Origin of the sequence: Aeromonas sp. FDAARGOS 1414 (assembly GCF_019047065.1) — a bacterium.
Taxonomy (GTDB): Bacteria; Pseudomonadota; Gammaproteobacteria; order Enterobacterales; family Aeromonadaceae; genus Aeromonas; species Aeromonas veronii_A.
Genome location: NZ_CP077210.1, coordinates 4335033 through 4348973, shown reverse-complemented (window position 1 = coordinate 4348973; position 13941 = coordinate 4335033). Strand labels below are relative to the sequence as shown.

Genomic DNA, 13941 nt, shown 5'->3' with positions numbered 1-13941 from the left:
GCATCAATACCCGTCGTTACGCAGCTTGATATCACGCTGCAAGGTGAGTTTAAGTGCACTATTTGCCTTTAACTGACCCGATATGGCCAAGCGCACAGTTCTCGCGCCAGCCGACGCACTGCTTCCAAGCAGCGAAAAAGTGAGGTCAGTCACCTCAATGGTGTCATCGGTACTGAGTAAATTCCCCGTGCTGCAACTGGTACCGAGCTGCACCCCTTTGTCGGTACTGTCGTAGCTGTAAATAAAGATCTCATTGGCACCGAGGGTTCCATTGTTATCATCATCGTATTTCAGCCGGATACAGCGATAAATCTTGGAACCAGTGATCGTCTCATTCATCAGGTCGCTGCCAGTATCAAAATAGAAGGGGGATCTGGAGCCTGATGCAGCATTGAGAAACACAGTAGCTCCCTGATCGTAACCAGTTCGCTGTACATCACGGGCAATCATGTCCGTGATACTTTGCAACTCCTGATTTAGACGACTTACCTGCATCGATGTTTGATTGGCCTTGAGAATAGTGGCGAACAAGGATGTTACGGCTGCAACCAAAAACAGACCTGCGACCATGGCCACCATTAACTCGACGATGTTAAAGCCTCGTGCCAGACCTAATCGCATGGAGAGCTCCCCGTGACTGGCTCGGTTCTCACTCGCCCATTTGTGGCAATAATAACCCTGTGCTCAGAGGTCCCGTTCTTCAGACAAATAGAACCATTGCCCAAACCGCCACTGCCGTGAAGATCTTTGAATGAGCCTCTACGGTTATTGATTTCAAGAGCATTTTCAGAACCGGATAATTCATAGTTTGTCGTCAGAGTAATGCCGTTAAACTCGCTGGCATCAACGCCCTTGCGACCTTCAATAGCAGAACATGAATCCGAGCAGCTATTACATGCCGAATCAAGAGCGATGCGATAGCACCAATTGGCCTGCCCCGCATTGAATATCTTGAAGATTATCGGTTTATTACGTTTGATAGCCTCAGACTTGAGCAGCATGATATCCGTGTAAACGGCTTGGGTAGCCGCCTTGACTATCTGCTCCTGGCGCAATGACTGATAACTGGGGATGGCTACGGTTAGCAGCAGGGCGACCAGAGCCATGGCGATCATCAATTCAATCATGGTAAAACCGGCTGAGCGCCCCTCTGCGAATTCCATTGGCTAAAGACTCCTTTCTTTTCGCACATGCCAGTAGAGTATGATGTCAGTACTATCCTATAGTATCTATCTGTTTAACGAACCCTGCCGCGCCCATGAGAATCAAACAATCCGGAATCACCCTGCTGGAATTGATGGTGGTCGTTGCCATCGTTGCCATCATTGCCGCTGTCGCCTACCCGAGCTTTACTGACGGTCTGCGTAAATCTCGTCGAGCCGATGCCATCAAGGGCTTGCTGACCATGCAGCTCAAACAAGAAGAATTTCGCATCTCCAATGCCAGTTACAGCAGTGCGATAGCCAGTGTGGGCAACCCAACCAGCGATTACTACACCTTTAGCATTTCTGGCGCCAGCACCACCGCCTACACACTGGTGGCCACCAGCAAGGGGGCCCAGGTCGGCGACAAGGCCGGCAATACGGCCTGTGATACCCTGACTATCAACAAGGCCGACATCAAGACGCCTGCCGAGTGCTGGAACTGAACGCTACCAGCATTCGGTGGCTGTCATGGTGGCTCGTGATACCCCCTGCAGTCCGCTCTGATCGAGAGTCAACAATCCACAGGGATCGCCATTCATCACACCGGTCGGAATGGCGGTCAGGGTATAACGGGCCCCACTGGCATTGAGCGCTACATTGTAATACGCAGCCCCCCCATCCCTCGGCAGGGTCGCCAAGCCGGCAGAGGCTAGGTTACCGGCGTCGTAATTGCCATTGGCAGTAAACTCCCGCTCCAGATATTGCGCCGCTTCCAGCAACACTGCCTTGGCTTCGGCCCGCTTGGCAGCCGCCATGTAGTTGTTGTAACTGGGATACGCGATCGCGGCCAGAATGGCGACCACTGCGACCACTATCATCAACTCAATCAGGGTAAAACCACGTTCCATGCCAACCTCTACTCCAGTTGCAACCAGGACTGGCGGCCACCCAGATCGCCTGCCCCCTCTTCCAGCGTGACCGAGATATTTCCGCTGGAGCCGCTGATATATTTGCGCTCCATCTCGGCATCTTCCACTACGCTTGGCGTCGTGGTGAGCTCATCAAATTGCTTGCCGCTGACCGGCACCTTGATGTCATTGCCGGCTTCATCCTCGATCGCGACGTAATCATCATCGTTGACGGCCCCGTCGCCGTTAACATCAAACACCGAGTAGGTGAGTCTGGCCCCCGAGATGGGATCCAGCTCCATCAGCCAGGAGCGGCCACCAAAGTCACAGGCATCCGCCGACGGGATCAAGGTATTGAAGATCAATCGCTTATGCCGATAGAGCATCTCGGAGACGGCCCGCTCACCGACCCCCTTGCTCAAGCTTGGCGATTTCAATAGCAGATACCAACCCTTTTGGCTGGTGTAATTGACATTCCGGTTGGAGACAACCCTCACGTTGAACTTGATAGTGGTGCCGTTGGCCACAAACTCATGGGTGATGCTCTGCTGCAACAGCTGGCTACTGAGCACGGTAGCCCCCGTATCCCAGATACCGTACACCGCTTCCAGCCTCGGCGTGGCGGGAACCAGTTTGTCATCATTGGTAAAATAACTGCCAGTCCCCATCATCACCATAACCCCCCCTTTAGGGTGCCGAATAGCCAAAGGACGCATGGTGATCGGCTGACGCGTACCGGCACTGCAGCTGCCATTACAAGCCTGGAACAGCGGCTTGGGCTTGTTGCCCGTTTTCAAAGCACTTCCCCACTGGGCACTGTTTTTGTCAGTCAGATCGAATTTCCACAGATTGCCGTGCAGGTCACCGGCATAGACATAGTCGACAACCCTGTCCCCGTCTTGATCTACCGGCAAGGGGGAAGATAGACCGTTGGGCTCGCTGGAAGACCCTACCTCGGTATCAATCTCTTTGATGATGGCGCCAGTCGCCAGATCCAGCACAAACAGCCTCGCAGTCTGACTGGTGCTGTTGTAACCATTCGCAACCAGAGCAACCCATTTGTTGTCGGCTTTGACACGTACCAGAGTGGGTGCCGCCAGTGCAACCCCCATTTCGCTATCGGTGAACTCCCACTGCATCTTGTCGGCGGTGAAGTTATCCGGGGCCGTCACATCGATGGCAAATACCGCCTTGCCACCGGCACCGGTGGATCCCAGCAAGATGCTCTTCCAGCGACTGCCCAGATAGGCATCGCCCACCCTGGGCGTCCCATCCACATAGTAGCGATGGCTGTAATTCGGTCTGGTCAACTGATTCAGCTCGCCCAGCAGGCTGGACGGGATATAGGCCAGTCGCTCGACACCGTCGGCGACTCGAAATCCGTGCAGCATACCGTCATTGGCACCGACATAGAGCATGGGTGGGCGGCGGGTAATCGCCGTCGAGCTTAGAAAAGCCTGGTAACCCTCCCGCTCGGTCTGGGTCAGACCGGCTGCACTGCTGTAACCGTAATCACGCTTGCCCACGTAGACGGGATCAGAATTGATGATGTCGCCGAGCAGATCACTACGATTACGAAACGCACCACCATTGCGCTGCTCACCACTGCGATCACCGCGCAGATAGGCGACACGGCTTTCTCCCTGGTTGTCACCAGCGACATTGAATAGAGCCCGGTTGGTCACATTCAGCGTATCCCAACGAAAGGGGATGCCGACACCATCTTGCCGGGTGAAGATATTGCGTGCCGAAGGCTCGGGGATCAAGGTAGCGGCATCCCAAGCGATCTCCCCAAGGGTGCCATCGCTGTTCAGCGGGATCGAGACCAGTTGCCCCGACCAGTCGCCGCTGTTGTAGCGGGCCTGGTAGATGTGGGTATTGCTGTCCAGCCGGGTTGCGTTGGCGGTTACCGAGCTGGCGGAGCTGTTACGGGCGGCAATCTGTGCCAGCGTACTGCTCAGGGCTGCGGCGAAGGTATCGGGATCTGCCGCGCTGAAGAAATTCCCTTTGCTGTTGACGGCCGCATGCCACAGATCATCGATTTTCTTTGCATCGGAGCCGTAGGGGCTGGGCCAACTCACAGGCTTCCCGCTGGCAGGGTTCAAGGTGCCGTTGACCCCCAATCCGACCGTGAAGTTGACCAGATGCTGCCAATTAGCGGGATCCTCCGTGCTGGTCGGAACCTTGTTTGCGAGATCGGGACGCAGATCCGTTTTCCAGTAATGGTAAGCCACATCAGCCAAGGTATCAGCGGTTCCATCATTGTCTTGGTCACCGACCGCAGGGTCAGGATTATAAGCTCGCCCCTCACTCCAGTAACCATCGGTCATCAGAATGTTATAACTCTGGCGACAGGTAAGATGAGGAAGCGTGCTACCGGCACTGGCGGCCCAGGGGCCATCGCCACCCGTCTTGGAAAAGTAGTTTCCCACATGCTGGAGGCTGGTCCGCAGTGGAGTACCGGCAGCTGGAATATCGCGGCTATAGAGATCGTTGAAAAAGTCACTGCGATTAGTACCCGAAAAAGCGGCCACATCACGGATCACACTACCGCTGGCATTGATGGTGGCAAAACCGACTCGCAGCGCTTGCCCCTGGCTGGCAAAGGCACGCCCAATGCCAGCTCGTGCCGCCAAGATCCGCGAGCGATAATAGGTGTACCAGTTAGCAAAATTTTGAATTTCTTCCTCATAGCTACAGACCGGTTTACTGACACAATCGCTGCGAGTTGGGCGATTAAGGTAAGTCTTACCAGGCCGAATTTCCACCCGAGTGTAGTTACTGCTATTTTTAACATTACCGCTTCCCTTATAGTCAAAGTAAACGGCTGGCCAATATATCTCCTCTGTCACATAATCTCGTTCTTTCGGACCGAAATAATAACGCAGTTTTTCCTCGTTGTTTTCCCGAGTAAGATCTCTGCAACCCATATCGGGCTTGGATGGATTATGCCAAGCGCATTTCGGTTTAGCTTTTTCCATCAAGGAACCATCAGCGTTTACCCAACGCAGATACGTGACCTGAGGATTATAATATAATTTATTATTATAGTTAGAACGGATATAAGCATTACGATCATTATTACTATCAAAGGTTACCGTGTAGTTATTATAATCCTCATTGCCATATATTTTATTAGCCCTTGGATAAACATAACGCGCTTCATTCTCTATGAGTGATTCTGGCATGATTTCGAAATGCATCGAGCCTGAATCATCCAGGGTAAACATGATATTGGGATCGGCCCGGGTGCCGAGATAGAGGGGAACCTGGGCAATATCGAGCGCCGCCTGTGCCGAAGCACAGCAGAGCATCACTGAAAGGCCAAAACCAAGTTTGCCCATACACCGCCTCCTAGCGACTATAGGTCGATTGCAACAGCACCCGGCTCTCGTCAGAGAGACCAAATCCCCTTGCAGTAATACGATATAGACGACGCTCACTGATGGGCTCATCGACTGCCAGATCCTCGCTCCCCCCCTGGGTATAGGGCAACCGTTCGATAAAGTATTCGGGAGCGCGCCCCGCCAGACCACTGTTGGTATAGGTACGCCAGGCGGTCGAAGGGGAGGCAGGATCCACCGCGGTGTCGATAAATTCATACAGGCCCGCGCTGTTGTCATAGGGACCCGAGTTGCCAGCCTCGATATAGCGCTCGGCAGCGCGCAGGCCCGCTTCTGCCGCCTGCAATGCCTGCAGAGCCTCTTTCTGGTTACCCGCCATCTTCTCTTGCAACTGCGCCCCACGCATGCTGGCCATACCCAGCAGGCTCACCATGACCAGAAAAATCAGGCTGATCACCAGCGCCATCCCCTGCTGTCGATCCATCATGACTGGGCTCCTCAAGGTAGCCGGTTGCGCAGCGCAACTGTGGTTTCGGCGACCCAGTACCAGTTGCGATCGGTCGCCCGGAAGGTGGCTCCGGCAAAGCTAAGGGCCTGCGGAGACGACACCACATTGCCTTGGTTACTGCGCATAAGAAGCTGTACTCCAATCCCCAGTACATTGTTCCAGTTTGGATTGCTGGCGGCGCTCACATAGCGATCTGCCGCCCGATCCCGGTTCTGATCCTCGCCGAATGTAAGTTGCATATTGGCCACCCCTTCGATAAGGGGCATACCTGCAGCCACCCCGTTCTTGCGATAAAGCGCGTAGGGGCTGCTGGCAGAGGGGCGGGCGATATAGTAGAGACGGGTTTCCACCCTGTTCACGACCGAGCCAAGACCGAATCGCTCCTCGGGTGGGCTGCTGGCCCCCCCCCAGGAACTGCTGGCATTGCCTGGCGTATATTTGTTGTCATTGGAGTGGACGATATTGACCTCACGCCCCCCTGCCACGCCCTGTACTTTGGTGACCTGAAATATTCTGGCCTTCTGACAGTCGGAGATCATGACGATATCTCCCTCGCACAGATCACTATAACCCTGTGAGCCGGAACCACAATAGTCGGCCTTGCTGGATAGCTGCTGCACAAACAGCTGGGCGGCACTGTTATGATTATCACGACTGAGCGGAACCCCAACCCCAACCGGCCCCTGAACCAACAGGATATCGCTACCCGGCATGGGTCTGGGCTCGGAACCGCTGAACAGAGCAGACAGCTCGGCTGGCAAAGTGGACGTCACATTGTCGTAACCACGCAAAAAGGTGGTGAAGTTGTAGGGCAGTGCCGTACTGTTATTGAGGGTATTGGTGATATTGACCCCCTGTTTGCTGAGACACCCCTGATAGCCCACCATACGCAGCTCTTTTTGCAGCAGATTGGTGGCAAATCCGCTATCTTCCCGCACCCGGGCAATGGCCTCGCCAGTGAGATAGGTTTTGTGATTGCCGAGAAACACCTGAATCATGACCCCCACCGTTATCAGCGAGAGCACCAAGGCGATCATCACCTCGACCAAGCCGATCCCGTGCTGGTGTAGCGGCAAACCGCTCCTGCTCATAGGTCCGTCCTCAGGATCATGCTGCGCGACGCAGGATCAGTCGACAGCCGACTGCTATCCCACTGAATAGTGATGGTGGCCCTTCCGGCACTGACCGATACGGCGCCATCGCCACCTGGTAGCTCGGCTACGACCCGCTTCCAGTGTTGCAGATCCTGAACCGCCATAGAGCTACCCGAGACAGTTTCGCCCAAGTCGATATTGTATTGCCCGTTCAGAGCCGCGCTGCGATTAGCCCGCATCATGTCGTTGATCATGTATGCATACTGGGTCGCCTCGGTACGCGTCAGCGCCGACTGGTTACTCTTGAGAGCCTGCAGTTGCAGAGTCGCCATGCCCAGAATACCGATGGAGAGCACCAGTACCGAGATCATGATTTCAAGCAGTGACAAACCCCGTTCTCGCATCATGGGCAGCTAGCCTCGGTAATGGAAGGGCGACCAGCCACTGTGATGTTGATATCACGGGAGGGCTCATTCCGACACTCATCAGGACGCAGGGAAAATACCCGTGCCAACGGAGTGCGGCCATCAAGAAAACCCTCGCTATTAAAACGCAGCAGGGAGGTATTGCTGCTCAATACCCCGCCCCCCATGTCGGGAAAGCCTCGCAACAACTCACCATTATCCAGTATGCCGTTACCGTTGCCATCGACCCAGATCTGCCAGCCAGCCTCCCAGTGATGCTGGGTCAGGTTATCGGCAGAGGCGGAGAGGGTCACTACCGTGTTGCGGCGAATGGCTTCTGAGCGGGCAAGGTTGATGGCCGCAACAAAGTTGTTAGCCTGAGTATTGAGAGAAATAGTGCGCAGCAAAGCGTTGAAGGAAGGAACCCCCAACGTGAGTAACAAAGAGACGAGCGCTATGGTGACCATAAGCTCGATAAGGCTAAAACCTGAACGCAAAAACATCCTGTTTCGCTCTGATTTGTTCCAGGAGGACAGACACACTCCATGTGTGCTAAGCCAGAATAAGGGCTTGCTGGCAAGTCTATGCCGGGCACTTGGGGTTTCAATCCCGGCAATGCAAAAGTTCGAGCTACATCATCAATTTTTGCTGCGATCTGGTTGCGAACATGCACAAAGGACTCGTTAGGACCAAAAAAGCCACCTCAACGAGGTGGCTCTGGCAATAAACCGACATCTAGCAAGATGACAGGGATCAGAGGATCCGCAGCTCGGGTGGTACCTCAAACACCACGTTCTCTTCGCGACCGGGGTGCTCGGCAACGACCTTGCCACCCAACTCCCGCAGGCGTGCAATCACGGACTGCACCAGCACCTCGGGAGCGGACGCACCGGCAGTGACGCCGATCGCTTTCACGCCTTCCAGCCAGCTCGCCTCAATCATCGACGCATCATCGATAAGATAGGCTCTGGCGCCCACCTTCTCGGCCAGCTCGCGCAGACGATTGGAGTTGGAGGAGTTGCGAGACCCCACCACCAGCATGGCGTCCACCAGCCCCGCCATCTCCCGCACCGCATCCTGACGGTTCTGGGTGGCATAGCAGATGTCATCCTTGCGCGGCCCCTGGATCTTGGGGAAGTGCTTGCGCAGCGCATCGATCACATCAGAGGTCTCGTCCACGCTCAGGGTGGTCTGGGTGACAAAACAGAGGTCATCCGGATTCTTCACCTTGAGCCTGGCGACATCTTCCGGCGTCTCCACCAGATACATGCCACCCTCACGGTTCTCGTACTGACCCATGGTGCCGATCACCTCGGGGTGGCCGGCATGACCGATAAGCACGGCTTCTGAGCCCTTGCGGCTGGCGCGATGAACCTCCATGTGCACCTTGGTCACCAGCGGACAGGTGGCATCGAATACTTTGAGGGCGCGGGACTTGGCCATCTCGCGCACTGTCTTGGCCACGCCGTGAGCAGAGAAGATGACGATGCTGTCGTCCGGCACCTCGTCCAGCTCCTCGACGAAGACGGCGCCCGCATCTTTCAGCTTGTTCACCACATAGCGGTTATGCACCACTTCGTGGCGGACATAGATGGGGGCACCGAACTTCTCCAGCGCGCTCTCGACAATGCTGATGGCACGATCGACACCGGCGCAAAAACCGCGAGGGTTAGCGAGCAGAATATCCATTAATGCACCTTCTCCTCATCATCAACGCCCAGGATCTCCACCTCGAAGGTGACGGTATGACCGGCCAGCGGGTGGTTGAAATCGACCGTGACCGACATCCCGGCTACCGCCCGGATAATGCCCGGCAGCTCGCTGCCATTGGGCTGATCGAACAGGATAATGGTGCCGACTTTTGGCTCCACATCGGCGCCAAATTTGGCACGGTCGAGATGGTAGATGTTGTCGGGGTTGGAGAGGCCAAAGGCCTCTTCCGGCGCCAGAGTAAAACTCTTGCTCTCCCCTTCGCACAGGCCCAGCAGACACTGCTCGAAGGTGGGGGTCAGGCTGCCATCGCCCATCCGCAGGCGGGCAGGTTTGCCGTGCAGCGCCGTGCTGTCGGCAACCGAGCCATCTTCCAGCTTGATGGAGAAGTGGAACAGCACGCTGCTGTTAGCGGTGATCTGCTGGCTCATGCCTGCTCCTTTTTCTCACCACGGAAACCGTCCAGCACGATCATGGCGGCCCCGATAAAGATAAAGCTGTCGGCCAGATTGAATGCCGGCCAGTGCGCACGCTGCCAGTAGAAGTCGAGGAAATCGACCACATGGCCCAACACCAGTCGATCAAAGACGTTGCCGAGGGCGCCGCCGATGATGAGTGAATAGGCGATACCGCTCCAACGCTGGGTCACCGACTGCTTGCGCAGCCAGTGGATCAGCAATCCACAGATGGCAAAAGCCAGCACCGCGAAGAACCAGCGCTGCCAGCCCCCCTGATCAGCCAGGAAGCTGAATGCGGCGCCCTTGTTGTAGACGTGAACCAGATTGAAGAAGGGGGTGATCTCCACCCCCGGGTAACCAAATGGCAGCAACTTGACCACGGCGAGCTTGCTCGCCTGGTCCAGTACAAAGGCCAGCACTGCCAGCCACAGCCAACGCAGGCCGCTTTTATGTTGAGTCATGTTCATCAGGCAAATTGACGAGTTTCGCCGTCACCCTCAACGTTGGTCACACAGCGACCACAGATCTCTTCGTGACCCGCGATGGTGCCCACATCTTCTACATGGTGCCAGCAGCGGTCGCACTTGGCGGCAGCAGACTGGGCCACGCTCAACCACAGGTCATCACGCTCGGTCGCCACAGAGCCTTCCGGCGCAGTGTCAGCCTCCACAACCTTGGCTTTGGAGGTGAGCAGCACGAAGCGCAACTCATCAGCCAGGGCATTCAGGCGTGCAGCCAGCTCCGGCTTGGCGAACAGGGTCAGCTCGGCCTGCAGGGAGCCGCCGATGCGCTTCTCGCCACGAGCCACTTCCAGTGCCTTGTTCACTTCACCGCGCACGGTGAGGATCTCGGCCCAGAACTCGTCGTTGAGGGTTTCACCCGCTTCCAGCCCGAACAGGCCGTCGTACCACTCTTCGGTGAAGACGAACTCGCCGCGCTCACCCGGCAGCAGTGCCCAGATTTCATCGGCGGTGAAGCTCATGATCGGCGCCATCCAGCGCACCATGGCCTCGGCGATGTGATAGAGGGCTGTCTGGCAGGAGCGACGGGCCAGGCTGTCAGCCTTGGCGGTGTACTGGCGATCCTTGATGACATCCAGATAGAAGGAGCCCATCTCGATGGAGCAGAACTGCATCAGCTTCTGGGTTACGCCGTGGAAGTTGTACTCGTCGAATGCCGCCATGATCTCGGCCTGTACCGCTTTGGCACGACCGACAGCCCAACGATCCACCACTACCATGTCGGCGGGCGCCACCATGTCGGTCGCCGGATTGAAACCGTTCAGGTTGGCCAGCAGGAAGCGAGCGGTGTTACGAATACGGCGATAAGCATCGGCAGAGCGCTTGAGGATCTCGTCGGAGACGGTCATCTCGCCGGTGTAGTCAGTGCTCGCTACCCACAGACGCAGGATGTCGGCACCCAGCTTGTTCATTACGTCCTGCGGGCTCACCACGTTGCCGATGGACTTGGACATCTTTCGACCCTGACCATCCACGGTGAAGCCGTGAGTCAGCACCTGGTTATAGGGAGCCTTGTCTTTCATGGCCACACCGATCATCAGGGAGGACATGAACCAGCCACGGTGCTGGTCAGAACCTTCCAGATACATGTCGGCCGGCTTGCCGTTGAACTCGGGACGGGCATCAACCACGGAAGCATGGGTAGAACCGGAGTCAAACCAGACGTCGAGGGTGTCAGGCACCTTGTCGTACATGTCGGCATCGGCACCCAGCAGCTCGGCCTTGTCCAGATCCCACCATGCCTGAATGCCGGACTGCTCGACCCGCTTGGCGACCTCGTGCATCAGGCGCACGGATTCCGGGTGCAGTTCCTGGGTCTCTTTGTGGACGAACAGGGAGATAGGCACACCCCAGGTGCGCTGACGGGAGATACACCAGTCAGGACGGTTCTCGACCATCGCCTGAATGCGGTTTTTACCCCAGGCCGGTACCCAGCCGCTCTGGCCTTGCTGGGCAATACCGTCCTTCTCGATGCGCTCGATCTCCTCCAGTGCGCGCTTGCGCAGACCCTTCTGCTCCATGCTGATGAACCACTGCGGGGTGGCACGGAAGATGATCGGGGTCTTGTGACGCCAGCAGTGCGGATAGGAGTGGTTGAACACCTTGTGGTGCAGCAGGGCGCCGCGCTCGGTCAGCACTTCGATCACGGAGGCATTGGCCTTGAACACATGCTGGCCGGCAAACAGTTCGGTATCCGGAAGGTAAACACCGTTGCTGCCAACCGGGTTGGCCACTTCCAGACCGTACTTCTGACCGACCACGAAGTCTTCCTGACCGTGGCCAGGTGCGGTGTGAACGGCACCGGTACCGGCATCCAGGGTAACGTGATCACCCAGTACCACAGGCACATCGAAGCTGTAGAAGGGATGGTTGAAGCGCAGCAGATCGAGCGCGGCACCCTTGGCATAGCCCAGATTGTGGAATTTCTCGATACCGGCGCGATCCATCACATCCTTGACCAGCTCTGCGGCCAGGATCAGACGCTCGGGGTGCTCACCTTCAACCTGAACCAGTGCGTAGTCCAGATCGGCGTGCATGGCGATGGCGCGGTTGGCTGGCAGGGTCCACGGAGTAGTGGTCCAGATCACCGCAGAGATCGGGCCCTTACCAGTGTGGCCTTCGGCGCAGTCAAACTTGGCGGCAACGGTCGCCTCATCAACGGCCTTGAAGCGCACATCGATGGAGGGGGAGTTCTTGTCGTAGTACTCAACCTCGGCTTCAGCCAGCGCGGAGCCGCAATCGGTACACCAGTGCACCGGCTTGGAGCCTTTGTGCAAGTGGCCGTTTTCAACGATCTTGGCCATGGAGCGGATGATGTTGGCTTCGGTGCCAAAATCCATGGTCAGGTAGGGGTGTTCCCAGTCGCCCAGCACACCCAGACGGATGAAGTCGGTCTTCTGCGCTTCGATCTGGGTCTTGGCGTATTTGCGGCATTCGGCGCGGAATTCGGCAGCAGAAACCTTCTCGCCCGGCTTGCCGACCATGCCTTCCACTTTCAGTTCGATAGGCAGACCGTGGCAATCCCAACCCGGCACATAGGGGGAATCGAAACCGGAGAGGCCCTTGGACTTGATGATGATATCTTTGAGGATCTTGTTGACCGAGTGACCGATGTGAATGTTGCCGTTCGCATAGGGGGGGCCATCATGCAGAATGAAAGAAGGCTTGCCCGCTTTGGCGCGGCGAATAGCGCCGTAGAGATCCTGATCGTACCAACGTTTCAGCATGTTGGGTTCGCGCTTGGCCAGATCGCCACGCATCGGAAACTCGGTTTCCGGAAGATTCAGGGTGTGTTTATAGTCGCTCATCAGTCCTGGGTTCCCTTCTTTTCTAAAAGAGTGCTGGGTAAATTGAATTGTGGCAGCCCGAACCAGGCTCGGGCCGCCAGGGCATCTCGTTCGATCTGCTCTTTCAAGGCAGTGAAAGAGGCAAACTTCTGCTCTTCGCGCAGCTTGTGGCGAAGCAGCACCTTGACCTGCTGACCATATAGATCACCAGAAAAATCAAATAGATGTACCTCCAATCTGGCTTGTGTACCGCTCAAGGTCGGCCGTACACCCACATTGGCTACACCGGGGAAGGTCTTGCCGGAACATATCACTTCCACCGCAAACACGCCACCGACCGGGATCACCTGACGCTTGAGGGCCAGATTGGCGGTGGGGAAACCTATGGTACGCCCCAGCTTGTCGCCGTGGGCCACCCGGCCGCTGATGGTGTAGGGGCGGCCAAGCATCAGCTCCACCTCCGCCATCCGGCCCGCTTTCAGGGCCTCGCGTACGAGGGTGCTGCTGACCCGCTGCCGTTCGAGCTGGAAGCTCTGGGTACTGATCACCTCGAAGCCGAAGCGATGACCCGCCTCCTCCAGCAGGTGGAAGTCCCCTTCCCGCCCCTTGCCGAAGCGAAAATCATCGCCGACCACCAGATAGTGCACCCCGAGCTTCTCCACCAGCAACTGCTCGATGAAGGTCGAGGCCGCCTGCTCGGCAAAACGGTGGCTGAAGCGCACGCAGAGCATGCGATCGATATGCAGCCCCTGCAGCGCTTCGTACTTTTCCCGCAACCGGCTCAGCCGGGCGGGCGCTGCCGTGCCGGCAAACAGCTCCAGCGGCTGCGGCTCAAACAGCATGACGCAGGCGGGCAATCCCAGCTGGGCCGCTTTCTCCTTGAGACGTGCTAATACCGCATGGTGACCCTGATGAACCCCATCAAAGTTGCCAATGGTTAATACACATCCCCGGTGACGGGGCTTGAGATTGTGAATGCCGCGAATAAGCTCCATCAGTGCCTTGTGCGTTGCTGCCATGGAAATCGGCGGATTATATATCAGGCAGCAGGCAGGGTCAGCCC

The 13941-nt window shown here is 56.7% G+C and carries 14 protein-coding genes; 1 reads left to right on the top strand and 13 read right to left on the bottom strand.

From position 1 onward, the window contains the following. Window positions 1–3: 3 nt before the first annotated feature. A complete protein-coding gene (locus tag I6L44_RS19785) occupies window positions 4–591 on the bottom strand; it encodes a PilW family protein (protein ID WP_216954532.1) in 588 nt (195 codons plus the stop codon). Between the two features lie 20 nt (window positions 592–611). Further along, window positions 612–1163 carry a GspH/FimT family pseudopilin gene (locus I6L44_RS19780; protein ID WP_216952860.1) on the bottom strand — a complete coding sequence of 184 codons (552 nt, stop codon included), beginning with the start codon at window positions 1161–1163 and terminating at the stop codon, window positions 612–614. Between the two features lie 95 nt (window positions 1164–1258). On the opposite strand from I6L44_RS19780, the gene I6L44_RS19775 reads away from it, so the two are divergent. Next, on the top strand, window positions 1259–1648 hold the full coding sequence (locus tag I6L44_RS19775) for a type IV pilin protein (RefSeq protein ID WP_216952859.1): 390 nt from the start codon (window positions 1259–1261) through the stop codon (window positions 1646–1648). Window positions 1649–1651: 3 nt separating this feature from the next. Here the strand turns inward: I6L44_RS19775 and tppA are convergent, their stop codons facing one another. The 11 genes from tppA to ribF all read right to left on the bottom strand — a co-directional run bounded on the left by tppA (window position 1652) and on the right by ribF (window position 13873). Next, complete coding sequence (gene tppA / locus I6L44_RS19770) at window positions 1652–2053, bottom strand: type IVa pilus pseudopilin TppA (RefSeq protein WP_100654567.1); 402 nt, start codon at window positions 2051–2053, stop codon at window positions 1652–1654. A gap of 8 nt (window positions 2054–2061) precedes the next feature. After that, window positions 2062–5397: a pilus assembly protein gene (locus I6L44_RS19765; RefSeq protein WP_216952858.1), complete on the bottom strand. Its 3336-nt coding sequence runs from the start codon at window positions 5395–5397 to the stop codon at window positions 2062–2064. Between the two features lie 10 nt (window positions 5398–5407). Beyond that, the gene (locus tag I6L44_RS19760) at window positions 5408–5884 is read right to left on the bottom strand and encodes a PilX N-terminal domain-containing pilus assembly protein (RefSeq protein WP_123173790.1); all 477 of its coding nucleotides are present in this window, start codon (window positions 5882–5884) and stop codon (window positions 5408–5410) included. 11 nt (window positions 5885–5895) lie between these two features. Continuing rightward, the gene (locus tag I6L44_RS19755; protein WP_216952857.1) at window positions 5896–6996 is read right to left on the bottom strand and encodes a PilW family protein; all 1101 of its coding nucleotides are present in this window, start codon (window positions 6994–6996) and stop codon (window positions 5896–5898) included. Continuing rightward, a complete protein-coding gene (gene pilV / locus I6L44_RS19750; protein ID WP_100654571.1) occupies window positions 6993–7406 on the bottom strand; it encodes a type IV pilus modification protein PilV in 414 nt (137 codons plus the stop codon). The genes I6L44_RS19755 and pilV overlap by 4 nt, the downstream gene beginning before the upstream one ends. After that, window positions 7403–7906, bottom strand: coding sequence for a type IVa pilus pseudopilin TppE (tppE, locus tag I6L44_RS19745; RefSeq protein WP_100646794.1), 504 nt, complete (start codon window positions 7904–7906; stop codon window positions 7403–7405). Before tppE ends, pilV begins: the two co-directional genes overlap by 4 nt. A gap of 250 nt (window positions 7907–8156) precedes the next feature. Further along, window positions 8157–9092 carry a 4-hydroxy-3-methylbut-2-enyl diphosphate reductase gene (gene ispH / locus I6L44_RS19740; RefSeq protein ID WP_216952856.1) on the bottom strand — a complete coding sequence of 312 codons (936 nt, stop codon included), beginning with the start codon at window positions 9090–9092 and terminating at the stop codon, window positions 8157–8159. Continuing rightward, window positions 9092–9544, bottom strand: coding sequence for an FKBP-type peptidyl-prolyl cis-trans isomerase (gene fkpB, locus I6L44_RS19735; protein ID WP_042059691.1), 453 nt, complete (start codon window positions 9542–9544; stop codon window positions 9092–9094). Before fkpB ends, ispH begins: the two co-directional genes overlap by 1 nt. Further along, window positions 9541–10038, bottom strand: a complete 498-nt coding sequence (gene lspA / locus I6L44_RS19730; RefSeq protein WP_005340447.1) for a signal peptidase II — start codon at window positions 10036–10038, stop codon at window positions 9541–9543. Before lspA ends, fkpB begins: the two co-directional genes overlap by 4 nt. Further along, window positions 10038–12899, bottom strand: a complete 2862-nt coding sequence (gene ileS / locus I6L44_RS19725) for an isoleucine--tRNA ligase (RefSeq protein WP_216952855.1) — start codon at window positions 12897–12899, stop codon at window positions 10038–10040. Before ileS ends, lspA begins: the two co-directional genes overlap by 1 nt. Continuing rightward, the gene (ribF, locus tag I6L44_RS19720) at window positions 12899–13873 is read right to left on the bottom strand and encodes a bifunctional riboflavin kinase/FAD synthetase (RefSeq protein ID WP_216954531.1); all 975 of its coding nucleotides are present in this window, start codon (window positions 13871–13873) and stop codon (window positions 12899–12901) included. Before ribF ends, ileS begins: the two co-directional genes overlap by 1 nt. Window positions 13874–13941 lie beyond the last annotated feature (68 nt).